This window comes from Pseudomonas sp. B21128 (genome assembly GCF_044218865.1).
GTDB classification, from domain to species: Bacteria; Pseudomonadota; Gammaproteobacteria; order Pseudomonadales; family Pseudomonadaceae; genus Aquipseudomonas; species Aquipseudomonas iridis.
This window is the reverse complement of record NZ_CP162590.1, coordinates 2,342,248-2,366,549: the sequence shown is the minus strand read 5'-3', so window position 1 is coordinate 2,366,549 and position 24,302 is coordinate 2,342,248. Positions and strand designations below refer to the sequence as shown.

Below are 24,302 nucleotides of genomic sequence, written 5' to 3'. Positions count from 1 at the left end.
CTTTAACCACGAGCCTTGTCGATCAGCTCGATGTACTCCGGGGCGTTGCGCTGATCCTTGATCTGATCAACAAACGTCTGGCCCTGCTCGTCCTTGCCATCGACGTCGTACCCAGCCGCCACAAAGAATGTCAGAAACCGCTCGAAATCGTCGATTCGCAGACCACGGTAAGCCTTGATCAGTTTGTGCAACGACGGCGAAGTGGCGTCGACCGGTTCAAAATCGAGGAACAGCTTGATCTGCTCATCGCCGATCTCGTCACCAATCACTTGTTTCTTATCTTTACGCATTGCCGACTCCAGCTCGCAGACATGACACGGGGCGGGCAGTTTACCCCTGCCCTGCCGCTCGGCTCAACGCGCACGCACGCTGGCGGTGTGCAAATCGGCCCAGACACTGTGCATCGGCGCGGCGGACAGAGGCAGGCTGAGGGTGAGCAACAGGGCGGCAAGGCTGCGGATCAAGAGGCTCATGGCAGGCTCCGGAGGGCGGGGCCAAGCACTCCAGCATGGGTGTGCAAGCGCGGATCGTTGAACACAGATCCCTGTGGCAGCGTGGCTTGCCCGCGATAGCGTCGGCACATCCAACCTCAATGTGTCTGGTAGACCGACATCGCGGGCAAGCCCGTTCCCACAGTGATTCGGCGCGATTACATGCCTTTAACGGCAAAGATCCCGTTGGCGTTGCGCCAGTAGCCTTTGTAGTCCATGCCGTAACCGAAGATGTAACGGTCGATGCACGGCAGGCCGACGAAGTCTGCTTTCAGGTCAGGACGCGCCTTGCGGTCGTGATCCTTGTCGATCAGCACGGCGGTGTGCACTTTGCGCGCGCCGGCGTGTTTGCAGTAATCGATGATCGCGCCGAGGGTATGCCCTTCGTCGAGGATGTCGTCGATGATCAGCACGTCACGGTCAAGGAACGAAACTTCTGGCTTGGCCTTCCAGAACAGGTCGCCGCCGCTGGTTTCGTTGCGATAACGGGTCGCGTGCAGGTAGGACGCTTCCAGCGGGAAATGCAGATGAGTCAGCAGCTTGCCGGAAAAAATCAGCCCGCCGTTCATCACGCAGAACACCACCGGGTTGCTCTCGGCCAGTGTTTCGTTGATTTGTGCACCGACGCGGGCAATGGCGGCCTCGACTTCAGACTCGGTGTACAGGCAGTCAGCCTCTCGCATGATTTGACGGATATGCTCGAGATCAGCGGACATGGCGCTCTCCGGGGGGTGGTTGAAGGGGGGGATAGTCGCGAAAAGCGGGCAAAGGTACGCATCTCGCACGGCTGAATCAAGCCTTTATGGACTAACGTACTCTATGTCCTATAGGACATCACCCTCGGATAGATTAATCTAGGCCGGTTTTTTTGCCCGCCGCCGGAGCCTTTCCCCATGTCCATCCAAGAGATCCGCCATCCGCTGATCCGTCACAAACTTGGCCTTATGCGCCGCGCAGACATCAGCACCAAGAATTTCCGCGAGCTCGCTCAGGAAGTCGGTGCGTTGCTGACCTACGAAGCGACTAAAGACCTGCCGCTGGAAACCTACGATATCGAAGGTTGGTGCGGCACCGTGTCGGTCGAGAAAATCGCCGGCAAGAAGATCACTGTCGTGCCAATCCTGCGCGCCGGCATCGGCATGCTCGAAGGCGTGCTCAGCCTGATCCCGGGTGCCAAGGTCAGCGCTGTGGGCGTTGCCCGCAACGAAGAAACCCTGCAAGCCCACACCTATCTGGAAAAACTGGTACCGGAAATCGACGAACGTCTGGCGATGATCATCGACCCGATGCTCGCCACCGGCAGCTCGATGGTTGCGACCATCGACCTGCTGAAAAAGGCTGGCTGCAAGGAAATCCGCGCGATGGTGCTGGTTGCTGCGCCGGAAGGCATTGCCGCTGTAGAAAATGCTCACCCGGACGTGACCATCTACACCGCCTCGATTGACGAACGTTTGAACGAACACGGTTACATCATCCCAGGGCTTGGCGATGCCGGTGACAAGATCTTCGGCACCAAGCAGAAGGACGCGTGACCATGCAACAAGAGTTCAACGATCCGCTCTGGCGCACGGTGCTGTCCGGCGCCCAGATGCTGTTCGTGGCTTTCGGCGCTTTGGTGCTGATGCCGCTGATCACGGGCCTCGACCCGAACGTGGCACTGTTTACCGCAGGTCTGGGGACGATTCTGTTCCAGATCGTCACTGGCCGTCAGGTGCCGGTGTTCCTGGCGTCGAGCTTTGCGTTCATCACTCCGATCATTCTCGCCAAGGGCCAGTTCGGCCTGGCCGCGACCATGGGCGGCGTGATGGCGGCCGGTTTCGTCTACACCTTTCTTGGTCTGGCCGTGAAGATCAAAGGCACCGGTTTTATCGACCGTCTGCTGCCGCCGGTGGTTATCGGTCCGGTGATCATCTCCATCGGCCTGGCCATGGCGCCGATTGCCGCGAACATGGCGATGGGCAAGGCTGGCGACGGTTCCGAACTGATCCATTACCAGACCGCGATGATGATCTCGATGCCAGCGCTGCTGACCACGTTGATCGTGGCAGTGTTCGGCAAAGGCATTTTCCGCCTGGTGCCGATCATTTCCGGCGTACTGGTCGGATTCGCCATGGCGTTCTATTTCGGTGTGGTCGATACCGCGAAAATTGCCGCAGCACCGTGGTTCGCGATCCCGCATTTCACCGCGCCGGAGTTCAACTGGCAGGCGATTCTGTTCATCGTTCCAGTGGCATTGGCCCCGGCGATTGAACACATCGGCGGCGTGATTGCAGTCGGTAGCGTGACCGGTCGTGACTATCTGAAGAAGCCGGGCCTGCATCGCACTCTTCTCGGTGACGGCATCGCCACCACCGCAGCCGGGATGTTCGGCGGCCCGCCTAACACCACTTATGCCGAAGTGACTGGCGCCGTGATGCTGACCAAGAACTACAACCCGAAAATCATGACCTGGGCGGCGATCTTCGCCATCAGCCTGGCGTTTGTCGGCAAGTTCGGGGCGCTGCTGCAAAGCATCCCGGTACCGGTGATGGGCGGGATTCTGTGCTTGTTGTTTGGTTCGATCGCGGCGGTGGGCATGAACACCCTGATCCGCCACAAGATCGATCTGGGCGAGGCACGCAATCTGGTGATTGTTTCGGTCACGTTGGTGTTCGGGATTGGCGGTGTGCTGGTTGGCACTGGCACCGGTCCGGACGACTTCGGCCTCAAAGGCATCGCGCTGTGCGCGGTGGTGGCGATTGCGCTGAACCTGCTGCTGCCGGGCAATGATGGCTGGAAGAACAAGAAGCCGGATGAGCCGCTGCTCTAATCAAGTTGTAAGTTTTTGGTTGTTTGTGCAAATGTCATCGCGGGCAAGCCCGCTCCCATAGGAATTGCACTGAACCTGTGGGAGCGGGCTTGCCCGCGATGCTTTTAGAGGGCCAGAGGCGCTCTTTCGCACAAGGTAGCCAACGCCTTCGCCCATTGCGGGTCGTCATTCAGGCACGGCACCAGCACCAGCTCCTCGCCCCCCGCTTCGCGGAACTGCTCCTTGCCGCGATCACCGATCTCTTCCAGCGTCTCGATGCAATCGGCCACAAACGCCGGGCACATCACCAGAAGCTTCTTCACACCGCTTTTCGCCAACTCGTCCAGCCGCGCTTCGGTGTACGGCTCGATCCATTTGGCACGACCCAATCGCGACTGAAACGACACCGACCATTTGCCGTCCGCCAGCCCCATGCGCTCGGCGAACAGTGCCGCCGTGCGCAGGCATTGCGCGCGATAGCAGGTAGCCAGAACCGCAGGGGATGCGTTCTTGCAGCAATCTTCGTTCTTGAAACAGTGCTGCCCGGTCGGATCAAGCTTGGTCAGATGCCGCTCCGGCAAACCATGGAAGCTCAGCAGCAGATGGTCATAGTCCTGCTGCAAATGCGGCCTGGCGCTGGCGACCAGCGCGTCGAGGTATTCCGGCTGATCGTAGAACGGTTGCAGGATCGACAACTTCACATCGAGGTTCTTCGCACGGATGACACGCCTGGCCTCTTCGATCACCGTGGTCGTCGTGCTGTCGGCGAACTGTGGATAAAGCGGCGCCAGCGTGATGCGCTTGTGCCCTGCCGCGACCAGTCTTGTCAGGCACGTTTCAATTGAAGGTTCGCCGTAACGCATCGCCAGGTCGACCGGGCCATGCTTCCACTGCGCCTTCATCTGCTCTTGCAAGCGACGGCTGAGCACCACCAGCGGCGAACCTTCCTCCCACCAGATCGAGGCGTAGGCGTGGGCAGACTGCTCGGGGCGCTTGATCAGGATCAGCGACACCAGCAAACGCCGCACCGGCCACGGCAGGTCGATCACGTACGGGTCCATCAGAAATTGATTGAGGTAGCGGCGTACATCGGCCACCGAGGTGGAGGCCGGGGAACCCAGGTTGACCAGAAGCAAGGCGTGATCGGTCATGCAACGTCCTATTTCAGAGGCGGCTGGAAAGATCATCCAGAGCCGCGCGTAAATCCGTGAACTGGAAAGTGAATCCCGCTTCCAGCAAGCGGGCCGGCGTGGCCCGTTGGCCGCCCAGCAACAGCAGTGACAACTCGCCCAGACCGACCTTCAGTGCCAGGGTCGGCATTGGCATGAACGCCGGACGATGTAAAACACTGCCCAGCGTCTTGGCAAATTCGCGATTGCGCACAGGTTTTGGCGCGCACGCATTATAAGGACCACTGGCCTGATCACGATGCAGAAGAAAATCAATCAGGGCGATTTGGTCATCGATATGAATCCACGGCATCCACTGCCGCCCATTGCCCAGAGGCCCGCCCAACCCCAGTTTGAACGGCAGCAACAGCCGCGACAAAAAGCCGCCTTCGGCCGACAGCACCAGACCGGTTCGCACCAGCACCACGCGAATGCCCAACGCTTCTGCGCGCTGGGCAGTCTCTTCCCAGGCAATACACAACTGACTGGCGAAATCGTCGATGACTGGCGGTGAGTCTTCGGTCAACTCGCGCTCACCACCGTCGCCGTACCAGCCGATGGCCGAACCCGAAATCAGCAGCGCCGGTTTCTGCGCGCGTGTTTCGAGCCACGCCAACAAGGTTTCCGTGAGCGTGATGCGGCTGCTCCACAGCAACGCTTTACGTCGATGCGTCCACAGTCGGTCGGCAATCGGCGCGCCAGCAAGATTGATGATTGCATCGACGGGTTCTTCGCCCAGCTCTTCCAGCCTTGCGATGGCGCGCACCTGCGTCCCGCAGATTTTCGCAACCGCTTCCGGGCGTCGACTCCAAACCGTCAGATGATGCCCCTGTCCCGACCAGTGTCGACAGAGTTGGCGTCCGATCAAACCAGTACCGCCGGTCAGCAATATGTGCATGACATCTTCCTCGCGTGGCGTTTTAGCCGGATCACTAGTCTATTTTTAAAAGCAGGGATCTTTTCAATCGGGCAGGTTCTATTGTTTAACCATAGGCCAAGCTGCCAGAACGAGAACGCTAGAAGTTATACCAAAAAACAAAATTGTACAGGTTTCAACGACGGCGTAGTCTGTACAGAAAGGTAAACGAGGCCCCTATGACTGTACCTATCGCAATCATCGGCACCGGCATCGCCGGACTTTCGGCAGCTCGGGCTCTTACGGAGACTGGGCACACCGTCCAATTGTTCGATAAAAGTCGCGGCAGCGGCGGACGCATGTCGAGCAAACGCAGCGACGCCGGTTCGCTGGACCTGGGCGCGCAATATTTCACCGCCCGCGATCGTCGCTTTGTCACCGAGGTGCAGCGCTGGCAAAGTCAGGGCTGGGTCGCCGAATGGACACCGCAGCTCTACACCTTCCAGGGCGGCCAACTGAGTCTGTCGCCGGACGAGCAGACCCGCTGGGTCGGTGCGCCACGGATGAGCGCCATCACCCGCGGCTTGCTCGAGGGTCTGGAAGTGCAATTTGCCTGTCGGATTACCGAGGTCTATCGCGGCGAAGAACATTGGCATCTGCAAGACGCCGAAGGCTTCACCCACGGTCCCTTCAGCCATGTCGTGATCGCCACGCCCGCACCGCAAGCTACCGCGTTGCTGGCCGCCGCGCCGAAACTCGCCGGTGCCGCCGCCGGGGTAAAAATGGACCCGACCTGGGCCGTCGCCCTCGCCTTCGATACGCCGCTGGATACACCCATAGAAGGCTGCTTCGTGCAGGACAGCCCCCTCGACTGGCTCGCGCGCAATCGCAGTAAACCCGGACGTGACAACACCCTCGACACTTGGGTACTGCACGCGACCAGCGCCTGGAGCCGCCAGCACATCGACCTGCCCAAGGAAGCGGTGATCGAGCAACTGCATGGCGCGTTCGCCGAATTGCTGCACAGCGCGATGCCCGCGCCGACCTTCAGTCTTGCCCATCGCTGGCTCTACGCACGCCCGGCGACGGGCCACGAATGGGGCACGCTGGCGGATGCTGACCTGGGCTTATATGCCTGCGGCGACTGGTGCCTGTCAGGACGCGTCGAAGGTGCCTGGCTCAGCGGCCAGGAAGCTGCACGCCGCTTGAATGAGCACTTGCAATGAATCGCCTCAATCCACGCAAATTGCTGCTGTCGAAATGGACAGCAGCCCACCCGCAAAACCGTGAAAAACATTTCCTGGTGACTGAGCTGATCTGCGATGAAGAGGGCACGGTGCTCGAAGTCGAGTTGCAGGCGGTGCTGACCAAGCGCGCCGAACGATTGGATTGGCAGATCCTGAAAAATAATTCCGAATGGCAACAAGGCTGGAAGTGACAACGCTCCCACGGTGAAATCAGACTCAACGCGGAAAACTTATACAAATGATTTGACTTGTACAGCTATGAATCTATGCTTAAGAAATGTTGTACAGAGATCAATCTCTGTACAGGTATAGATTCGAGAGGTATCCATGTCAGACCTTTCCATGTCCCGGCCGAAAATCGCCATCAGTGCCTGCCTGATGGGCGCCGAGGTTCGCTTTAACGGCGGTCACAAGGAATCACGCCTGTGCAGCCGCACCCTCGCTGAACATTTCGAATTCGTCCCGCTGTGCCCGGAAGTGGCCATCGGCATGGGCATCCCCCGCGAACCGATCCGGCTGGTTGGCGATCCGCAAAGCCCGCAAGCCGTCGGCACCGTCCATCCCTCGATGAACGTCACCGCGCCTCTGGCCGAGTACGGCGAGAAAATGGCCGGCGAGCTCAATGACATCTGCGGCTACATCTTCATGCAGCAATCACCTTCCTGCGGCCTGGAACGGGTCAAGGTCTATCACGATAACGGCGCGCCGGTGAATGGCGGTGGCCGGGGCATATACGCGCAGGCCTTCTGTGCGCGGCACCCGGACTTGCCGGTGGAAGAAGCCGGACGCCTGAACGATCCGGTGCTGCGTGAAAACTTTATCACCCGGGTTCTCGCCTACAGCGACTGGCAGCAAGTGCTTGCCCAAGGTCTGAGCCGCCGTGTGCTCACCGAATTCCACTCACGCTACAAATACCAGTTGATGGCGCACAACCCGCTGCAATACAAGGCGCTAGGCAAGTTGCTGGGCAACATGGCGCAGAGCGACCCTGCCGAACTGGGCCCGCGTTACTTCAGCGAATTGATGGCAGCGCTAAAAAAATGTGCGACCCGCGGCACCCATAGCAATGTTCTGCAGCACATCACCGGTTACTTGAAACAGGCAATCAGCGCCGAAGACAAGCAGGAGATGGTGCATGTGATCGGCCAATATCGGTTGGGCATCGTTCCGCTCGTGGTGCCGCTGACGCTGCTCAAGCATCACTTTCGCCAACACCCCGATCCGTACATTGCGCAACAGGTTTACCTGCAACCGCACCCGGAAAACCTCAGCCTGCGAAACCTGATTTGATGAACGTGAGCCCCGACACCAGCGCCCAGGAAGACCTCGGCGCCGATTTCAAGAAAGCCCTCGACGATGGCTGGTTGCCGATCCGCGAAGTAGCGCGGCAAACCGGCGTCAATGCGATCACGCTGCGTGCGTGGGAACGGCGCTATGGTCTGATCGTCCCGCAGCGCACACCCAAGGGTCATCGGCTGTATTCGGCCGAGCACGTGCAACGCATCCTGACGATCCTCACCTGGCTCAACCGTGGTGTCGCGGTCAGCCAGGTCAAGCCGCTTCTCGACACTGCACAAGACCCCAGCGAGTCGGTGGAAAACGATTGGCAACGCTTGCGCCAGACCCTGCTCATGGCGGTCACGCAACTCAATGAACGCACCCTTGACGACAGCACCAATCAAGTCATGGCGCTGTATCCCCCGCGCACGCTGTGTGAGCAGTTGCTGCTGCCGCTCCTGGCTGAACTTGAACAGCGCTGGCAGGGCCAGTTCGGCGCGCAGATGGAACGGGTATTTTTTTATTCGTGGTTACGCAGCAAATTTGGCGCACGCATCTACCATAACAATCGTCAATTGCACGCCGCGCCACTGTTGCTGATCAATCATTCCGACCTGTCGCTGGAACCTCATCTGTGGCTGTGCGCGTGGCTGATCAGCAGCGCCGACTGCCCGGTGCAGGTGTTTGACTGGCCACTGCCGGCCGGAGAGCTGGCACTGGCGGTCGAACACCTGCAAGCCCGCTGCGTACTGCTGTATTCCAGCAAAGCGATGCAGCTTGCGCAGTTGCCAAAACTGTTGGCTGGCGTCACTTGCCCGAAAATCATCGTCGGACCAACGGTTTGCATCCACCAGGCCGAGTTGTCCGCAAGAACCTTGGAAACTGCTGATTTGTACCTGGCTGAAGATCCGCTTTCAGCACATCAGGCACTCGTTCAGCGTGGGCTGATTTAATGGACGCGACGACGACCGATATGCAATTGATCTGGCTGCGCAGCGACTTGCGCCAACATGACAACACCGCGCTCGCGGCTGCCGCAGCGCGCGGTCCGACTGTTGCCGTGTATCTGCTGAGCCCGCAGCAATGGCAAGAACATGACGACGCGCCCTGCAAGGTCGACTTCTGGCTGCGCAATCTGCACGAATTGAGCAAAAGCCTCGGCCAACTGAATATTCCTTTGTTGATCCGTACGGCGGCGCATTGGGACCAGGCGCCGGCAGAACTGTGCAAACTCTGTCGCCAACTGAATATCAAGGTCGTGCACGTCAACGAAGAGTATGGCTTGAACGAAAGCCGACGCGATGCGGCCGTGGCCGAGGCATTGCAGGGCGAGGGCATCGAATTTCACAGTTATCTCGATCAATTGCTGTTCAAGCCTGGCACCGTACTGACCAAGACCGGAACTTACTTTCAGGTGTTCAGCCAGTTTCGCAAGGTCTGCTACGAACGCCTGCATCGCTCGATGCCGGCGCTGGTGGCCGCGCCCGGCAAACAGTCGCCGCTGGACATCGACAGCGATCCGGTGCCTGCCTCCGTCACCGGCTTCGCCACGCCCAGCGAAACCCTGCGCGATCTGTGGCCTGCCGGTGAGAAAGAAGCCCGACGTCGCCTCGATACCTTCGCTGACGCCCAAATCGATTACTACAAAAGCGAACGCGACTTCCCGGCCAAGCCCGGCACCAGTCAGCTGTCAGCGTACCTGGCCGCTGGCGTGATTTCGCCACGCCAATGCCTGCACGCCGCCCTGCAAAGCAATCAGGGCGAATTCGAAAGCGGCAAGGTGGGCGCTATTACCTGGATCAATGAGCTGTTGTGGCGCGAGTTCTATAAACACATTCTGGTCGGCTACCCACGGGTCTCGCGCCACCGCGCCTTCCGTCCGGAAACCGAAGCGCTGGCCTGGCGCGACGCCCCGGACGAACTCGCGGCGTGGCAGGAGGCGCGTACCGGACTGCCGATCATCGATGCGGCCATGCGCCAATTGCTCGAAACCGGCTGGATGCACAATCGCCTGCGCATGGTCGTGGCGATGTTCCTGACCAAAAACCTGCTGATCGACTGGCGCGAAGGCGAGCGGTTTTTCATGCGTCATTTGATCGATGGTGATCTGGCGGCGAACAACGGCGGCTGGCAATGGAGCTCGTCGACCGGTACCGATTCGGCGCCGTACTTCCGCATTTTCAACCCGTTGAGCCAATCGGAGAAATTCGACAGCGAGGGCCTGTTCATCAAGCACTGGCTGCCGGAACTTGCCGACCTCGACAAAAAACAGGTGCATAACCCGGCCAGTGCCGGCGGCCTGTTCGGCGTAGTGGATTATCCGAAGCCGATCGTCAACCTCAGTGCATCGCGGGAGCGGGCGCTGACTGCGTTCAAGAACCTGCCCTCCCGCCAACCAGCCGGGGTCGATCATGAGTGAATTCCTGCGCAACTTCGCCCGGCAATTTTCAGCGCTGAACAAAGACAACCTGCAACGTCTGGGCGAGCTCTACAGCGAGGACATTCACTTCACCGACCCGTTGCATGAAGTTCAGGGGCTGGCGCAGTTGCGCGATTACTTCGGTGAGCTGTACGCCAATGTCAGCGAGCTGCGCTTCGATTTTCACGGCTACGACCAGATTGGCGAGGGTGAAGGCTACCTGCGCTGGGTCATGAGTTATCGCCACCCGCGTCTGGCCAGTGGTCGGGAGATCCGCGTCGGCGGCTGCTCGCACTTGCTGTGGCGCGACAAGGTTTACCGTCACCGGGATTATTTCGATGCCGGGGCGCTGCTGTATGAGCACTTGCCAATATTGGGCCGGGTGATCACCTGGCTGAAAAGGAGAATGGGATGAGTCGTACACCTCCACGGCGTTATTGGTTGACGGGTGCCAGCAGTGGCATTGGCGCAGCATTGGCAGAAAGCATCCTCGCCACCGGCGCGCACCTGGCCGTCAGCTCGCGCCAGGTCGCCGCGCTCAAAGTGTTGTCGCAACGCTATCCGGGACAAGTACTGGTGGTGCCGGGCGATCTGACCAATAGCCAGACCGTGCGTGAAATCGGTGAGCAGATCGCTGAGGACTGGGGCTCGCTGGATACGGTGATCCTCAATGCCGGCACCTGTGAGTACGTCGATGCGCGGCAATTCGATTCTTCCATCGTCGAGCACGTGGTGCGCACCAACCTGCTCGCCAGCGCCTACTGCATCGAAGCCGCCCTGCCGCTGCTGCGAAAAGGCACCGCGCCGCATCTGGTGGGGATGGCGAGTTCGGTCACTTACCTGCCGTTGCCACGGGCTGAAGCTTACGGCGCATCGAAGGCCGGGCTGCGTTATCTGTTCGAGTCGTTGCGCATCGACCTGGCCGATGAGGGCATCAACGTCACAGTCATCAGCCCCGGTTTTGTCGAAACACCGCTGACCGCCAGAAACGATTTCCCGATGCCGCTCAGTTGGCCCGTGGATAAAGCTGCGCGGCATATCTTCGCCAAGCTCAAGGATCGACCACTGGAGATCGCCTTCCCGGCGCTGTTCATGGCCGCGCTGTGGCCTTTGTCGAAACTGCCAACGGGTCTGCAACTGGCAATCGGTAAACGCATGGTGCGCAAACCGCCACCGCAGCGGGATCCAGTATGAAAATCGCCATTATCGGCAGCGGCATCGCAGGACTCACCTGCGCCCACCTGCTCAATCGCCGACATGACGTCACGGTGTTCGAGGCCGGCGACTGGGTCGGTGGCCACACGCACACGGTGCAGGTCAGCGTCGAGGGTCGCCAATACGACGTGGACACTGGTTTCATCGTGTTCAATGACTGGACCTACCCGAATTTCATCCGCTTGCTCGGCCAGCTCGGCGTGAGCTTCAAACCGACCGAAATGAGCTTCTCGGTCAGCGATCCGGACAGCGGCCTGGAATACAACGGCAACAACCTCAACAGCCTGTTTGCCCAGCGGCGCAATCTGCTGTCGCCGGGGTTCTGGGGCATGCTGCGCGACATTCTGCGGTTCAACAAACAAGCCCAGCGCGACCTCAACGAGCTGCGCATCGACGCCGACATGACCCTGGACGATTACCTCAAGGCCGGCGGCTACGGCGAGCGTTTCATCCTGCATTACATCGTGCCGATGGGTGCGGCGATCTGGTCAATGCCGATGGCCGAGATGCTCAATTTCCCGCTGCAATTCTTTGTGCGCTTCTTCAAGAACCATGGCTTGTTGTCAGTCAGTGATCGGCCGCAATGGCAGGTTGTCGAGGGCGGTTCCAGCGCTTACATCGCGCCACTGACCGCCGCGTTCAAGGACAGGATTCGCCTCAATTGTCCGGTGAAGCGAGTGGATCGTGACGAACACGGCGTGGTTATCCACAGCCCGGCGGGGATCGAGCACTTCGACAAAGTGGTGTTCGCCTGTCACAGCGATCAGGCCCTGCAAATGCTGGCCAGCCCGAGCGAGGCCGAACGCGCGATCCTCGGTGCCCTGCCCTACGCCGACAACGAAGTGGTGTTGCACACCGACACACAACTGTTGCCCACGCGCAAACTGGCATGGGCCAGCTGGAACTATCGCCTGAGCGGCGCCGGTCACACTCACGCGGCCGTCACTTACGACATGAACATTCTCCAGGGCATCGAAAGCGACACCACGTTCTGCGTCAGCCTCAACCAGAGCGCCGGTATCAACCCCGACAAAGTGCTGGCCCGCTTCACTTATGCCCATCCTCAGTTCAGCCTCGGCGCAGTGGCGGCGCAGAACCGCTGGGCCGAACTGGATGGCGTCCGGCACACGCACTACTGCGGCGCTTATTGGGCCAACGGTTTTCATGAAGACGGTGTGGTCAGCGCATTGCGCGTGGCGGCCGCGTTCGGCGAAACCCTATGAACAGCGCCCTCTACAGCGGCTGGATCGGCCATCGGCGCTTCTCCCCGCGCCGACACGAATTTCGTTACCGGATCGGTTTGCTGTACCTCGACCTGACCGAACAGGACGCGTTGTTCGGTCTGTCGGCGTTGGCCAGCCGCAGTCGCTTTGCGCCGTTTTCATTTCGCGAGACCGACTACCTCAAAGCCTTCACCGGCACCGGCATGCGCTTGATCGACGCCGTGCGCCAGCAGGTCGGCATCGCCATCGGCCATGAACCGCAAGGGCCCGTATGCCTGCTTACGCAACCGCGCAGTTGGGGGCTGGCGTTCAATCCGGTGAGTTTCTTTTATTGCCATGAAGCCGACGGGCAACTGGCGGCGATTGTCTGCGAAATCACTAACACACCGTGGCGCGAGCGCTATCACTATGTGTTGCCAGCGCGCGCGCCAATCAATCTACAGAGCGCTCATCAGCATTTCGCGGTGGCCAAGGCCTTTCATGTTTCGCCGTTTCTGCCGCGCGATCTCGAATACCGCATGAGCTTCAGCCCCGCTGCGCAAACCCTCGGCGTACACATGGCCGACTGGCAGCGCGAACACAAACTGTTCGACGCCACGCTCAATCTGCAGCGCGAAACGCTTGATCGTCACAGCCTGCACCGCTACTTGCGTCGCTTTCCGTGGATGACCGCGAAAACCGCGCTGGCGATTTATTGGCAAGCCGTACGCCTGCTGTTCAAACGCGCGCCGATCTTTGCTCATCAGGCTGCCGATGGCAGCTTTCAAACCGCTACCGTGCCTCCCAAGGAACACCACCATGAAATCCTCTAGTTTGTCGGTCAGTCGGCTCAGCACCAATGGCTTGACCGGTTCGCTGCTGCGTCGTGGGGTGTTGCGGCAAATGGCCCGGCTCAAACATGGGCAGCTCGTGGTGGTCGAGGATGGCGAGCGGATGCTGTTCGGCGCACCCGGCAGTGCCTTGGTGGGCGAGATCCATATACTCGACGCCGCCGCCTGGGGCATGGTCGCCAGCAACGGCTCGATCGGCGCAGGCGAAGCGTTTATCCACGGGTATTGGAGCTCGCCGGACTTGACCGCCGTGGTGCGAGTGTTCGTCAGCAACCTCGATGTGCTCGATGCGATGGAAGGAGGGCTGGCTCGTGTCGGCCGGCCACTGGTGCAAGGCTTGCACTGGCTCAACCGCAACACGCGCAAAGGCTCCCAGAAAAACATCGCCGCGCACTACGACCTCGGCAACGATCTGTTCGAACAGTTTCTCGACCCGACCATGATGTATTCGGCAGCGCAGTTCCTGACCCCCGAAGACGACCTGGAACAGGCGCAACTGAACAAACTGGAGCGCATCTGCCAGAAACTCGCGCTCAAACCCAGCGATCACCTGCTGGAAATCGGCACTGGCTGGGGCAGCATGGCGCTTTACGCGGCGCAAAATTACGGCTGTCGCGTGACCACCACCACGTTGTCGAAAGAGCAGTACGCGTTTACCGCAAAACGCATCGAACAACTGGGCCTGCAGGATCAAGTGACGTTGTTGCTCAAGGATTACCGCGACCTCACCGGCGAGTACGACAAACTGGTGTCGATCGAGATGATCGAAGCGGTCGGCCACCGCTTCCTGCCGACCTACTTCAAACAATGCGCGCAGTTGCTCAAGAGCAATGGCCTGATGCTGCTACAGGCGATCACCATCCGCGAGCAGCGTTATGAGCAAGCCAAGCGCGGCGTGGACTTCATCCAGCGCTACATCTTCCCCGGCGGCGCCCTGCCCTGCGTGCAGAAGATGCTCGAAATCGTTGGCCGCGACACCGACATGAACCTGCTGCACATGGAGGATTTCGGTTTGCACTACGCCAAAACCCTGCGCCTGTGGCACGAGAATTTTCGCCGCGCCCACGGCCGCTTGAGCGAACTGGGCTACGACGATTACTTCCTCAGGCTGTGGGAGTTTTACCTGTGCTACTGCGAGGGTGGCTTCCTGGAGCGCACCATCGGCACCGCGCAATTGTTGTTGGCCAAACCGGCCGCCATGCCCGCGCCGCTGCTCGGACGCTTCGATGCTTAAGTCGATCGCCAATGCCGTGCTGTTCCAGATCGGCTGGCTGGCCTGTGTGCTCGGCGGCAACAGTTTGTGGCTGTTGCTGGCGCTGGCGGTGCTGGTGATTCATCTGCGCTGGATCAGCAATTGGGCGGCGGAGGGACGTTTGATCCTCAGCGTGGTGATTGTCGGTACGGCAGTGGACAGCGGTTTGCGCAGCCTCGGTGTGTTCGCGTTTGAGGATGCGTCACCGCTGATTCCGTTGTGGCTGATGCTGCTCTGGGCATTGCTGGCGACCACGCTGCGCCACTGTCTGCAATGGACTGCGCGCCCATGGTGGCTCGCCAGCGTGCTGGGGGCCGTCGGTGGTGCGCTATCGTATTACGGGGGCGGGCGCCTGGCCGGCGTGCAATTTCCCTACGGCGAGGTCCCCAGTCTGATCGGCATCGGCCTGCTCTGGGCGTTGCTGTTCCCGCTGCTGCATCTGATGGCTCGACGCCTGGCTCATTGAGCGTCTGTCAGCGCGTTCACACACGCAGCATCCACTGCCTTACACTGCCGCCCATGAAGACCATTCCCCACCAACAAATCGCTGAACCGGCGGTCACCTGTTCGACCTGCGCAGCCTGCTGCTGCCAGCTCGAAGTGATGCTGATCACCGACACCGGCGTGCCTGATCGTTTTATCGATACCGATGAATGGGGCGGCGAAGTCATGCTGCGTCTGGACGACGGCTGGTGTGCGGCGCTGGATCGCGACACGATGATGTGCACGATCTATGAGAAGCGTCCGTTGATCTGTCGCGAATTCGAGATGGGCGCGCCAGAGTGCATCGACGAACGCCGGGGCATTGCCACGGTATATCGCTGATCTTTCAACGAGCCTGAGCGATGAACCGCCATCGCTCAGCCACCTGTTTCCGGTCGAGGACGGCTGGCGCTGGAGATCCTTTTGCAAATGGACCAGGCAAAAACCTGCTGCCCTGCAGGCCCATCAGTTCCTACGCGTGTTGCCGTCATTTCCTGCCGCCCCTGTCTACCTTTCTGATCTCATTCAGTATCTCCAGTCGATATCGTTCACGTCCTCGATCGAGGGTGCTGATCGCGTCAAGAGACACCGCAAAATACGCCGATATTCGACGGCTTTATCTCGGTATCAGTTTGAGCAGGCTGGTCGATTGCTTGCCCGTCTGGTGCGAAACGATCGATAGCAGAATCGCTGTCCCAACACGTCAATCGGCAGGATGCCGAATGACCGAGCCTCGCAAGCGCCGAGGGCAATTTTTCAAGGATGAAGACCTATGGCAGCAAAACCACCTCGCGGTGGCAAAACCCACGTAGAGGCCGATGTTCACGTCAGCCCCAACCGGCAATCAGAAGGGGACTCAACGCATCCTGACGGGGTGAATCAAAACGGCTTCGATCCCTGGACGCTCAAAGTGGATTCGGCAACGCGGCCCAGCGCCGTGAATGAGATCGATCTTGATGCGATTCTGCCAGCGGCGGTCGTTACGGTGCAGCAGACTTCAATGGCCTATCAAACCCGTCCCTCCACGCAGCCGTTGTTAGAGCACTACCTGATCGATACGCAGATAAAACTGCCGCATGCCGACAGTGATGGCTTCAGGGTGTACAACAAACGTCAGTATGTGGATTTGTCCGACGGCGGCATTGTTCTTGTCGCACTCGACGCCAAAACTGGCCTGTACCGTGCCCGACGCGCAAACGAATTGCAGCCGTCCGGCCCGGAGCTACAGCGCAATCCCGATACCGGCCTCTGGCATGCGCGCAATGACGCTGCGCCAGACACCGCACCACTGACTGAAACCCGTCTGCAGGCGTTTCGCACCGAGCTGGATTTCAGCTCGGCCGAAGCGGATAGCGACGGTCTGTATCGCCACGACGGCAAGCGCTACGCAGTAATCTTCAATCACGCGTATCAGGCGCTGCAGGATCTTGATGCGTCCACACCCTCGAACAAGGTGTGGCGCATTGTTAAACCCACTGATCCCGTTGCCAGCGATAGTGCCAACCTCTACCGCGCCAGTCGAAGCGGCGAGAGCCTGGCCATTACTCGCAACGAGGACAACGCCTGGATTTCTATCTTCGTGGGGTTGAGGGGAGGCATGCGGCGCCATGAGCCCGGGCCGGGCAACCCGGGCAATTTGCACCGACCCTGGCTCGACACCACCCCAGGCCCCTCAGGCAGGCACGCTCCGGCCGTTGTCGGCACCACACGCGCGCAGGTCAAACGCTATTTTCCCGAGGCGACTGATCAACACGCCGATGACTTCATCGCTCGATTCGGTGCCGCGGACGCCGCAGAGATGGAGCTCGAACGGCTGCGGCTTGGGCTGCCTGAGCTGATCCGTGAACTCAGCGCCTGGGAAGCTGCTTATAAAGGCGGTGATAGCGAAGAGCGCATCAGGCGACTGGCGATTTGTGACACGTTGCATCGACTGTACAAGTGGCAAGGCGACGCTTCGGAGAGGGTCTATCGCGATGGTCAATTGGTGGGTTTCAAACTGGAACTGGACCTGGGCAACCGTGCCAATCTACAACCGCCGATTCTTTCCACTCGAGTCGACTCCATTGTTTCTCTGAGTCTGAAGGGAACGGCCGTGCAGAAACTGGATGCACTGTTTTCGAGGTTTTCTCATGTTGAAGCACTGGAAGTCCGGAACCTGGCGGGCACCGGCAAAGAACTGTTTGCGGCAATGAACAGGTTCACTGAGCTGAAACTGCTGGAGATTCATCAATGCACGCTTTTTCCGCCGACACCTGAAGGGACGAACTTCTCTGAATTGCCCCGCCTGCGCGAGCTGACTCTGATCGATTGTCAGGTCCATTTTAGTATTTCAGTGCGCGGCCTGACCGAATTGCGGGTATTGAGAGTTCGAGGCAGTAACATGCAGTTTCCACCTGCGGGACTTACCGATAGGCCGGGTCCATCACGCCTGGAAGTGCTTGATCTGAGCACAAACCCATATTTGGAAAGCCTGCCTGACCTTACCACTCTGCTGTTTTTGCGCGAGCTGGACCTGTCATTTAATGCTCAAGACGCACGCCTTGTCGGATTGGACGCGAATGTCTGGCGGGAGCGGCTTGAAATATTGAGACTCGAAAACACTCGGCTGACAGGTGAGCTGTCACTCAGAGGCATGACCGGTTTGCGGGAGTTGAATCTGGCAGGTATGGGGTTAACCCGCTTGCCTGATTCACTGAGGACACAGGACGGGCCGATGCGTCTGGAAATATTGAATCTGGCCAGAAATCGGCTCGATGACGCACCGTCACTCAGAGGAAGAACCGCCCTGCGGGAGTTGGATCTGGCAAATACCGGCATAACCCAGCTGCCCGAAGGGCTTGGCACGGAGAATGGGCCCCTGCGTCTGGAGATATTGAACCTCAGCGCAAATCCGCTGTTCGTTGCGCCGTCGTTCAGGGGAATGACTGCATTGCGCGAAGTCGATCTTCGCGAGACGCATATCGACAGCTTTCCGCAAGGCGTCACCTCCGAGATTCCCCAGACATCACTGAATCTTGCCGACAACTTCATCTCATCAATTCCCGAGTCTCTTGAGCTCAGAAAGGGATTTAACCTGGCGGGTAATCCGCTCCTGGATGCAGCGTCCCAACGGCGATTCATTGCAGCGCGTCACCAGACCGGCAGCGACATCTGGCTGGGAAAGATGGATCCCGACACCTCGGCGAATCTCTGGTTACACAATGTGCCAGAAGCAGATAGACGCGAAAAACTGGAGCTTTGGAGCGCTTTGGGAGCAGACACAAACCCGGTAATTCGCCGACTGAGTATGACGCCGGAGTTCCGGATCGAGCGTCAGCAGTTGCAGCGCCGCGTCTGGGCCATGCTTGAGGGCTTCAGCAGGGCTGAACCTGATGAGAAAAGCCAACTGAGAGCGATTATGAGGAGTGAGCCCTGCCCCGGAAAAATGCTCGACAGGCTGGAAGAGGTCATTAAGAAGTTTGATCCGACGCGACAAAACCAGCCTGCGCATCATCTATACAAGCGCCCAGGGTTTGATTAGTCGGCGCTGATGAACTGAAACCTGACAGTGCCCAGGCTCATTAGCAAAAGCGGTGTGTCAGTCGATATGCATCTCGATTGACACACCGCTTTCGTGGGCAAGCCCGGCCCAGCGCAGACGATGTGCTTACAGCGGCATCGTGTAATGCAGCGCGTAGCTTTCTACACCATCGTTGTCGCTGGACAGGCCGGCGTTGGAATAGTGCGTGGCACGAATCCCGATCTCATGCCCGCCATTGAAGCGCACGCCAGCACCGATACGGTCTTCGAACTGGAACGAACCGCCGATATTGTTCGACTCATATTTGGTGTTGGAGAACGCTGCAACACCAATCCCCGCCTCGATGTACGGCTTCACCGACTCACCGGCGAATTCGTAAACAAACACTGGCGAGAACGACAGGCTGTTGTTGCTGGAGGTCTTGTCACCCTCCCAATAGGTGTAAGCACCGCTCCAGTAACCGGTCAGGCGACCGACGTCGCTCTGCAGCCAGCTCTTGTCCCAGTCGAAATTCATGCCCAGGCGATACGTCATGGTCGAATCGCTGGTAGCGCCAACGGCGAATTCAACGCCGGCAGCTTGTGCGGTAATACTTTGCCCCATCAGTGCGGCCGCAATCGCGGCCAAGCAGAATAGTCGCTTCACTTTGAAACTTCCTTTTCCGGAACGATCGTTTGGTTTTCTGAATAACTCACCGCTATAGAAGCTAGCGCTTGATCAGAAGTTCAGCTGATTTTCGGTTATTTCACATTTTTTTTACAAACTGAATTTTTGCACATCGAAGGCGGTTTGCCCCAACAGCGGCAGGGTTTGGCTGAAATGCTTCGCGTCACCACTGGTCCAGAATCTGACTGGTCGGTCAGGCCCTGCGGCGAGCAGATCGCGTTCGGCCAAAAGGCGCTGGAGTTGTCGCGCTACAGCGGCACCGGTATCAATCAGGCTGATGGTCTCAGGGATCATCGACGCGAGCATCGGCTTGAGGAAGGGATAGTGCGTGCAGCCGAGAATAATCGTGTCGCAACCGCTGGCCAGCAGCGGATCGACATACCCCTGCAGCAACGTGCGCAACTCGGCACTGTGCAGATCGCCGCTTTCAATCAACTCAACCAGACCGGGGCACGGTTGAGTGATCACGCGCACATCGGTGGCGAAGCGGTCGAGCAAGGCTGCGAACTTGGCACTCTGCAAAGTGCCCGTAGTGGCAAGCACACCGACCACGCCGCTGCGGGTAGCGGCGGCGGCCGGTTTGACCGCAGGCTCCATGCCGACAATCGGCCAGTCGGGAAAGTCGTGGCGCAGATCGGCAACAGCCGCCACGGTCGCGGTATTGCAGGCAACCACCAACGCCTTGGCGCCCTGCTCGCGGAAAAAACCGGCCATGACATTGCAACGCTGACGGATGAATTCCGGGGTTTTCTCGCCATACGGAATGTGCCCGCAATCGGCGAAGTACAGGAGCGACTCTTTGGGTAACAAGCGCTGAATTTCAGCCAGTACCGACAAACCGCCGACACCGGAATCGAACACGCCGATCGGCGCCTCACGCATGCTGCGATCCACAGACGCTGCAACCCGGATCACGTTTGACGCGCAATTCACGAAAGCGCGAACCCAGCGCATCGATCAACAGCAAGCGGCCCACCAGCGGTTCACCAAACCCGACCAGCACCTTCAATGCCTCAAGCGCCTGAAGACTGCCGACCAATCCCACCAGCGGCCCGACCACGCCGGCTTCGCTGCAGGTCAGTTCGGCTTCGCTGCCGTGCCCGTATAAACAGTGGTAGCACGGGCTCTCGGCGCGACGCGGGTCGAACACCGACAGTTGCCCTTCGAGGCGAATCGCCGCGCCGCTGACCAACGGTTTGCGCGCCGCCACGCACGCGGCGTTGACAGCTTCGCGTGTGGAAAAATTATCCGAACAGTCGAGCACCAGATCGACTGCCGCCACCGCCGCCGCGAGGGAATCCTCGTCCAGCGCCTGACGATGGGCAATCAGTTGAATCTCTGGATTGATCGCGCCCAGACGCTTGAGCGCCGAGTCGACTTTGCTCATGCCGACGCTGTCGGTGTCGTGGATGATCTGGCGCTGCAGGTTGGTGAGATCGACCGTGTCGAAGTCCGCCAGATGCAGTTCACCGACACCCGCCGCCGCCAGATACAACGCAACCGGTGCGCCGAGACCACCCAAGCCGACGATCAGGACGCGACTGTCCTTGAGCTTCAACTGGCCGTCGATGTCGATGTGTTGCAGCAGAATCTGCCGGCTGTAGCGCAGCAATTCCTGATCGTTCAGCACGGCAGGCGCCCCAGGCTGATGCGTTGATGGCCGCCCAGATCGGTACGGCTGTGGACGTCTTCGAAACCGCGACCGAGCAGCAGATCGCGCACGGCTTCGGCTTGATCATAGCCGTGTTCGAGCATCAGCCAGCCACCGGCCTCCAGATGCGCGGGGGCTTGGGCGACGATCAGACGCAGATCGTCGAGCCCGTCCTCACCGGCCACCAAGGCACTGGCGGGTTCGAAGCGCACATCGCCTTCGATCAGATGCGGATCGGTCGCGGCAATGTACGGCGGGTTGCTGATGATCAGCTGAAAACGCTGACCTTCAAGCGCACTGAACCAATGACTGCTCAGCACCTTGGCATTGTTCAAATGCAGGCGTTGGCGATTACGCTCGGCCAGCGCCACGGCTTCGAGCACGCGATCCACAGCTGTGACCTGCCACGCGGGACGCTCGCTGGCCAGGGCCAAGGCAATCGCGCCACTGCCAGTGCCGAGGTCGAGGACTTTGGCCGGTGTCGCGGGTAGCAATTCCAGCGCCGCCTCCACCAACAACTCGGTGTCAGGGCGCGGGATCAGCGTGTGCGGTGCGACTTCCAGATCCAGTTTCCAGAAACCCTGCTGGCCGAGGATGTAAGCCACCGGCTCGCCCCCGCGGCGGCGTTGCAGGTACTCGGCAAACTTCAGCGCGGCGTCAGTCGGCACGATGCGCTCGGGCCAGGTGTGGAGAAAGCTGCGCGATTTGCCCAGCGCCGCGGCCAGAAGCAATTCGGCGTCCAGACGTGCGGTCGGTGAATCCGGCAGGTCGGCGGCGCGCAACAGGCTGGCAATGATGGTCATTTATTCACCTATCGCCGCGAGTTGGTCGGCCTGGTATTCGGCCAGCAGCGGCTCGATGACCGCCTCCACGCCACCGGCGAGAATTTCATCGAGCGAATACAAAGTCAGGTTGACGCGATGGTCGGTCACCCGGCCCTGAGCAAAGTTGTAGGTGCGAATCCGCTCGGAACGGTCACCGGAACCGACGAGCAATTTGCGCTCGCTGGCGATGGCATTGGCCGCGGCAGCGGTTTGCTGATCGTTGAGTTTGGCCGACAACCAGGCCATCGCCCGCGCACGGTTCTTGTGCTGCGAACGTTCCTCCTGACACTCGACAACGGTGCCGGTCGGCAAGTGCGTGATGCGGATCGCCGAGTCGGTCGTGTTGACGTGCTGGCCACCGGCCCCGGAGGAGCGGAACGTGTCGACGCGCAAATCCGCCGGGTTGATCTCGATGGCTTCACGCTCGTCCGGCTCGGGCAACACCGCCACGGTGCAGGCCGAGGTGTGGATACGGCCCTGGGATTCGGTGGCGGGCACACGCTGTACGCGGTGCGCGCCGGATTCGAATTTCAGCTTGCCGTAAACGTTGTCGCCTTCAATGCGCGCAATGACTTCTTTATAGCCACCGTGTTCGCCTTCGTTTTCCGACAGGATCTCCACACGCCAGCCACGTCGTTCGGCGTAGCGCGAGTACATGCGGAACAAATCGCCGGAGAAGATCGCCGCCTCGTCGCCACCGGTGCCGGCGCGAATTTCGAGGAACACGTTACGCCCGTCGTTGGGATCCTTGGGCAGCAACATGCGTTGCAGATCGCCTTCCAGCGTAATCAGCGATTCTTTGGCTTCGCGGACTTCTTCCACAGCCATTTCACGCATGTCCGGGTCGCTGTCCTTGAGCAGCGCCTGCGCGCCTTCAAGATCGCCTTGTACGCTGAGCAGTTTTTTATAGGCGTGTACGACCGGCTCAAGTTCGGCGTATTCCTTGGAATAGGCGCGGAATTTAGTCTGATCGGAAATGACTTCGGCATCGCCGAGCAGCGCGGTCAGTTCCTCGAAACGGTCCTGGAGGATGTCCAGCTTATTGAGCAGTGACGCTTTCATTGCGGTTTTTTATCCGAAAAGCTATCCGGTGAGCCCTCTAGGGCAAAGAGTTCCTGAGCCATGGCCAGCGCATCGAGGCGGCCTTCGGCAGAAAGCTTTTTCAGTTGCACGCTGGGCGCATGCAACAGTTTATTGGTCAGGCCGCGGGCCAGTTGCCCCAGCACATCTTCGGCATTGCCGCCGTTGGCCAGCAGACGCAGGGCTTTTTGCAGCTCCTCGTCGCGCAGGCGTTCGCTCTGTTGACGATAGGCCTTGAGCACATCAACCGCTGCCAGTTCGCGCAGGCGCACCATGAAATCGCTGGCGCCGACCGAAACCATTTCTTCGGCCGCTTGTGCTGCGCCCTGACGACTCTTGAGGTTTTCGGCGACCACTTCGTGGAGATCGTCGACGCTATAGAGGTAAACGTCGTCGAGCTCGCCGACTTCCGGCTCGATATCCCGGGGAACGGCAATGTCGACCATGAAGATCGGCTTGTGCTTGCGCAGCTTCAATGCGCTCTCGACCGCGCCTTTACCGAGGATCGGCAATTGACTCGCGGTCGAACTGATGACGATATCGCTGCGCACCAGTTCCGCCGGAATATCCGACAGCAACACCGCGTGGGCGCCGAACTGCTCAGCCAGAAGGCTGGCGCGCTCCAGCGTACGGTTGGCGACAACGATGCGCTTGACCCCCAGCTCATGCAAATGGCGGGCGACCAGGGTGATGGTCTCGCCGGCGCCGATCAGCAAAGCCTGACTGCGTTGCAGGTCACTGAAAATCTGTTTCGCCAGACTGACCGCCGCAAACGCCACGGACACCGGGTTTTCACCGATGGCGGTGTCGGTACGCACCTGTTTGGCGGCATTGAAGGTTGCCTGGAACAGACGCCCGAGCAGCGGACCGATGGTGCCAGCCTCGCGGGCCACGGCGTAGGCCGATTTCATCTGGCCAAGAATCTGCGGTTCGCCCAGCACCAGCGAGTCGAGCCCGGAGGCGACGCGCATCATGTGACGAACTGCCGCATCATCTTCATGCACATAAGCACTCGCGCGCAGCTCTTCGAGGCTTAAATGGTGATAGTCGGCCAGCCAGCGCAGCACGATATCCGCTGACAGCTGATCCTGTTCTATATAAAGCTCACTGCGATTGCAGGTGGAGAGGATCGCAGCTTCGCGGCTGTCGGTAAGTCGGCAGAGCTGCTGCAACGCCTCAACCAGCTGCTCAGGGGTAAAAGCCACGCGCTCGCGGACGTCTACTGAAGCAGTCTTGTGGTTGATACCGAGTGCAAGGAAGGCCATTCAAGGTCGCTGATAGTGACGTGAAGCCGGCAATTGTCCACCTTC

25 protein-coding genes are annotated in these 24,302 nt (G+C 59.7%); 15 read left to right on the top strand and 10 right to left on the bottom strand.

The features are described 5' to 3' along the window. Positions 1-2 precede the first annotated feature (2 nt). Both AB4P91_RS10575 and AB4P91_RS10570 read right to left on the bottom strand, forming a co-directional pair. Positions 3-290, bottom strand: coding sequence for a PA4642 family protein (locus AB4P91_RS10575; RefSeq protein WP_150592641.1), 288 nt, complete (start codon positions 288-290; stop codon positions 3-5). 359 nt (positions 291-649) lie between these two features. Then, complete coding sequence (locus tag AB4P91_RS10570) at positions 650-1,207, bottom strand: hypoxanthine-guanine phosphoribosyltransferase (protein ID WP_042561030.1); 558 nt, start codon at positions 1,205-1,207, stop codon at positions 650-652. 177 nt (positions 1,208-1,384) lie between these two features. Between AB4P91_RS10570 and upp the strand changes: the two genes are divergently transcribed. Both upp and AB4P91_RS10560 read left to right on the top strand, forming a co-directional pair. Next, positions 1,385-2,023, top strand: coding sequence for a uracil phosphoribosyltransferase (upp, locus tag AB4P91_RS10565; protein WP_395604756.1), 639 nt, complete (start codon positions 1,385-1,387; stop codon positions 2,021-2,023). Positions 2,024-2,025: 2 nt separating this feature from the next. Continuing rightward, positions 2,026-3,300, top strand: a complete 1,275-nt coding sequence (locus AB4P91_RS10560) for a uracil-xanthine permease family protein (RefSeq protein ID WP_150592640.1) — start codon at positions 2,026-2,028, stop codon at positions 3,298-3,300. Between the two features lie 104 nt (positions 3,301-3,404). On the opposite strand, the gene hemH is transcribed toward AB4P91_RS10560, so the two are convergent. Together hemH and AB4P91_RS10550 are read right to left on the bottom strand one after the other, a co-directional pair. After that, positions 3,405-4,430 (bottom strand): ferrochelatase, encoded by a 1,026-nt coding sequence (gene hemH, locus AB4P91_RS10555; protein ID WP_150595808.1) that lies wholly within the window; start codon positions 4,428-4,430, stop codon positions 3,405-3,407. 13 nt (positions 4,431-4,443) lie between these two features. After that, on the bottom strand, positions 4,444-5,346 hold the full coding sequence (locus AB4P91_RS10550; protein ID WP_150592638.1) for a TIGR01777 family oxidoreductase: 903 nt from the start codon (positions 5,344-5,346) through the stop codon (positions 4,444-4,446). Between the two features lie 197 nt (positions 5,347-5,543). Between AB4P91_RS10550 and AB4P91_RS10545 the strand changes: the two genes are divergently transcribed. The 13 genes from AB4P91_RS10545 to AB4P91_RS10485 all read left to right on the top strand — a co-directional run bounded on the left by AB4P91_RS10545 (position 5,544) and on the right by AB4P91_RS10485 (position 18,771). After that, positions 5,544-6,530: an NAD(P)/FAD-dependent oxidoreductase gene (locus AB4P91_RS10545; protein ID WP_150592637.1), complete on the top strand. Its 987-nt coding sequence runs from the start codon at positions 5,544-5,546 to the stop codon at positions 6,528-6,530. Beyond that, a complete protein-coding gene (locus AB4P91_RS10540) occupies positions 6,527-6,742 on the top strand; it encodes a TIGR02450 family Trp-rich protein (protein WP_395604755.1) in 216 nt (71 codons plus the stop codon). Before AB4P91_RS10545 ends, AB4P91_RS10540 begins: the two co-directional genes overlap by 4 nt. 136 nt (positions 6,743-6,878) lie before the next feature. Further along, positions 6,879-7,841 (top strand): YbgA family protein, encoded by a 963-nt coding sequence (locus AB4P91_RS10535; RefSeq protein ID WP_395604754.1) that lies wholly within the window; start codon positions 6,879-6,881, stop codon positions 7,839-7,841. After that, positions 7,841-8,782 (top strand): MerR family transcriptional regulator, encoded by a 942-nt coding sequence (locus AB4P91_RS10530; protein ID WP_395604753.1) that lies wholly within the window; start codon positions 7,841-7,843, stop codon positions 8,780-8,782. Before AB4P91_RS10535 ends, AB4P91_RS10530 begins: the two co-directional genes overlap by 1 nt. A gap of 20 nt (positions 8,783-8,802) precedes the next feature. Further along, positions 8,803-10,248, top strand: a complete 1,446-nt coding sequence (gene phrB, locus AB4P91_RS10525; protein WP_395604752.1) for a deoxyribodipyrimidine photo-lyase — start codon at positions 8,803-8,805, stop codon at positions 10,246-10,248. Then, positions 10,241-10,663, top strand: coding sequence for a nuclear transport factor 2 family protein (locus AB4P91_RS10520; protein WP_150592632.1), 423 nt, complete (start codon positions 10,241-10,243; stop codon positions 10,661-10,663). Before phrB ends, AB4P91_RS10520 begins: the two co-directional genes overlap by 8 nt. Further along, entirely contained in the window at positions 10,660-11,442 is a 783-nt protein-coding gene (locus tag AB4P91_RS10515; RefSeq protein WP_150592631.1) for an SDR family oxidoreductase, read from the top strand. Before AB4P91_RS10520 ends, AB4P91_RS10515 begins: the two co-directional genes overlap by 4 nt. Next, the gene (locus tag AB4P91_RS10510) at positions 11,439-12,686 is read left to right on the top strand and encodes an NAD(P)/FAD-dependent oxidoreductase (RefSeq protein ID WP_395604751.1); all 1,248 of its coding nucleotides are present in this window, start codon (positions 11,439-11,441) and stop codon (positions 12,684-12,686) included. Before AB4P91_RS10515 ends, AB4P91_RS10510 begins: the two co-directional genes overlap by 4 nt. Further along, on the top strand, positions 12,683-13,498 hold the full coding sequence (locus AB4P91_RS10505) for a DUF1365 domain-containing protein (RefSeq protein ID WP_395604750.1): 816 nt from the start codon (positions 12,683-12,685) through the stop codon (positions 13,496-13,498). Before AB4P91_RS10510 ends, AB4P91_RS10505 begins: the two co-directional genes overlap by 4 nt. Beyond that, on the top strand, positions 13,485-14,750 hold the full coding sequence (locus AB4P91_RS10500) for a cyclopropane-fatty-acyl-phospholipid synthase family protein (protein WP_150592628.1): 1,266 nt from the start codon (positions 13,485-13,487) through the stop codon (positions 14,748-14,750). The genes AB4P91_RS10505 and AB4P91_RS10500 overlap by 14 nt, the downstream gene beginning before the upstream one ends. After that, positions 14,743-15,234, top strand: coding sequence for a DUF2878 domain-containing protein (locus AB4P91_RS10495; protein ID WP_150592627.1), 492 nt, complete (start codon positions 14,743-14,745; stop codon positions 15,232-15,234). Before AB4P91_RS10500 ends, AB4P91_RS10495 begins: the two co-directional genes overlap by 8 nt. Before the next feature lie 53 nt (positions 15,235-15,287). Continuing rightward, entirely contained in the window at positions 15,288-15,593 is a 306-nt protein-coding gene (locus AB4P91_RS10490) for a YkgJ family cysteine cluster protein (protein ID WP_150592626.1), read from the top strand. 430 nt (positions 15,594-16,023) lie between these two features. Further along, positions 16,024-18,771, top strand: a complete 2,748-nt coding sequence (locus tag AB4P91_RS10485) for a hypothetical protein (protein WP_395604749.1) — start codon at positions 16,024-16,026, stop codon at positions 18,769-18,771. 126 nt (positions 18,772-18,897) lie between these two features. Here the strand turns inward: AB4P91_RS10485 and AB4P91_RS10480 are convergent, their stop codons facing one another. The 6 genes from AB4P91_RS10480 to hemA all read right to left on the bottom strand — a co-directional run bounded on the left by AB4P91_RS10480 (position 18,898) and on the right by hemA (position 24,257). Then, positions 18,898-19,416 (bottom strand): acyloxyacyl hydrolase, encoded by a 519-nt coding sequence (locus AB4P91_RS10480; RefSeq protein ID WP_042561048.1) that lies wholly within the window; start codon positions 19,414-19,416, stop codon positions 18,898-18,900. 111 nt (positions 19,417-19,527) lie between these two features. Beyond that, entirely contained in the window at positions 19,528-20,319 is a 792-nt protein-coding gene (gene murI, locus AB4P91_RS10475) for a glutamate racemase (RefSeq protein WP_395604748.1), read from the bottom strand. Then, a complete protein-coding gene (locus AB4P91_RS10470) occupies positions 20,312-21,067 on the bottom strand; it encodes a molybdopterin-synthase adenylyltransferase MoeB (protein ID WP_042561050.1) in 756 nt (251 codons plus the stop codon). Before AB4P91_RS10470 ends, murI begins: the two co-directional genes overlap by 8 nt. Continuing rightward, positions 21,061-21,891 carry a peptide chain release factor N(5)-glutamine methyltransferase gene (gene prmC, locus AB4P91_RS10465; protein ID WP_150592622.1) on the bottom strand — a complete coding sequence of 277 codons (831 nt, stop codon included), beginning with the start codon at positions 21,889-21,891 and terminating at the stop codon, positions 21,061-21,063. Before prmC ends, AB4P91_RS10470 begins: the two co-directional genes overlap by 7 nt. Next, on the bottom strand, positions 21,892-22,974 hold the full coding sequence (gene prfA, locus AB4P91_RS10460) for a peptide chain release factor 1 (protein WP_150592621.1): 1,083 nt from the start codon (positions 22,972-22,974) through the stop codon (positions 21,892-21,894). It abuts the gene before it with no gap. Then, positions 22,971-24,257 (bottom strand): glutamyl-tRNA reductase, encoded by a 1,287-nt coding sequence (hemA, locus tag AB4P91_RS10455; protein WP_042561053.1) that lies wholly within the window; start codon positions 24,255-24,257, stop codon positions 22,971-22,973. Before hemA ends, prfA begins: the two co-directional genes overlap by 4 nt. Positions 24,258-24,302: the final 45 nt, after the last annotated feature.

What these genes read in the sequence shown, in the direction of transcription:
- AB4P91_RS10575 (WP_150592641.1), bottom strand. Translation starts at nt 290, where the DNA reads ATGCGTAAAGATAAGAAACAAGTGATTGGTGACGAGATCGGCGATGAG.
- AB4P91_RS10540 (WP_395604755.1), top strand. Translation starts at nt 6,527, where the DNA reads ATGAATCGCCTCAATCCACGCAAATTGCTGCTGTCGAAATGGACAGCA.
- phrB (WP_395604752.1), top strand. Translation starts at nt 8,803, where the DNA reads ATGCAATTGATCTGGCTGCGCAGCGACTTGCGCCAACATGACAACACC.
- prmC (WP_150592622.1), bottom strand. Translation starts at nt 21,891, where the DNA reads ATGACCATCATTGCCAGCCTGTTGCGCGCCGCCGACCTGCCGGATTCA.
- AB4P91_RS10570 (WP_042561030.1), bottom strand. Translation starts at nt 1,207, where the DNA reads ATGTCCGCTGATCTCGAGCATATCCGTCAAATCATGCGAGAGGCTGAC.
- AB4P91_RS10490 (WP_150592626.1), top strand. Translation starts at nt 15,288, where the DNA reads ATGAAGACCATTCCCCACCAACAAATCGCTGAACCGGCGGTCACCTGT.
- AB4P91_RS10505 (WP_395604750.1), top strand. Translation starts at nt 12,683, where the DNA reads ATGAACAGCGCCCTCTACAGCGGCTGGATCGGCCATCGGCGCTTCTCC.
- AB4P91_RS10535 (WP_395604754.1), top strand. Translation starts at nt 6,879, where the DNA reads ATGTCAGACCTTTCCATGTCCCGGCCGAAAATCGCCATCAGTGCCTGC.
- AB4P91_RS10500 (WP_150592628.1), top strand. Translation starts at nt 13,485, where the DNA reads ATGAAATCCTCTAGTTTGTCGGTCAGTCGGCTCAGCACCAATGGCTTG.
- AB4P91_RS10515 (WP_150592631.1), top strand. Translation starts at nt 10,660, where the DNA reads ATGAGTCGTACACCTCCACGGCGTTATTGGTTGACGGGTGCCAGCAGT.
- AB4P91_RS10545 (WP_150592637.1), top strand. Translation starts at nt 5,544, where the DNA reads ATGACTGTACCTATCGCAATCATCGGCACCGGCATCGCCGGACTTTCG.
- AB4P91_RS10495 (WP_150592627.1), top strand. Translation starts at nt 14,743, where the DNA reads ATGCTTAAGTCGATCGCCAATGCCGTGCTGTTCCAGATCGGCTGGCTG.
- hemH (WP_150595808.1), bottom strand. Translation starts at nt 4,430, where the DNA reads ATGACCGATCACGCCTTGCTTCTGGTCAACCTGGGTTCCCCGGCCTCC.
- AB4P91_RS10550 (WP_150592638.1), bottom strand. Translation starts at nt 5,346, where the DNA reads ATGCACATATTGCTGACCGGCGGTACTGGTTTGATCGGACGCCAACTC.
- AB4P91_RS10485 (WP_395604749.1), top strand. Translation starts at nt 16,024, where the DNA reads ATGGCAGCAAAACCACCTCGCGGTGGCAAAACCCACGTAGAGGCCGAT.
- AB4P91_RS10520 (WP_150592632.1), top strand. Translation starts at nt 10,241, where the DNA reads ATGAGTGAATTCCTGCGCAACTTCGCCCGGCAATTTTCAGCGCTGAAC.
- AB4P91_RS10530 (WP_395604753.1), top strand. Translation starts at nt 7,841, where the DNA reads ATGAACGTGAGCCCCGACACCAGCGCCCAGGAAGACCTCGGCGCCGAT.
- AB4P91_RS10560 (WP_150592640.1), top strand. Translation starts at nt 2,026, where the DNA reads ATGCAACAAGAGTTCAACGATCCGCTCTGGCGCACGGTGCTGTCCGGC.
- hemA (WP_042561053.1), bottom strand. Translation starts at nt 24,257, where the DNA reads ATGGCCTTCCTTGCACTCGGTATCAACCACAAGACTGCTTCAGTAGAC.
- AB4P91_RS10510 (WP_395604751.1), top strand. Translation starts at nt 11,439, where the DNA reads ATGAAAATCGCCATTATCGGCAGCGGCATCGCAGGACTCACCTGCGCC.
- murI (WP_395604748.1), bottom strand. Translation starts at nt 20,319, where the DNA reads ATGCGTGAGGCGCCGATCGGCGTGTTCGATTCCGGTGTCGGCGGTTTG.
- prfA (WP_150592621.1), bottom strand. Translation starts at nt 22,974, where the DNA reads ATGAAAGCGTCACTGCTCAATAAGCTGGACATCCTCCAGGACCGTTTC.
- upp (WP_395604756.1), top strand. Translation starts at nt 1,385, where the DNA reads ATGTCCATCCAAGAGATCCGCCATCCGCTGATCCGTCACAAACTTGGC.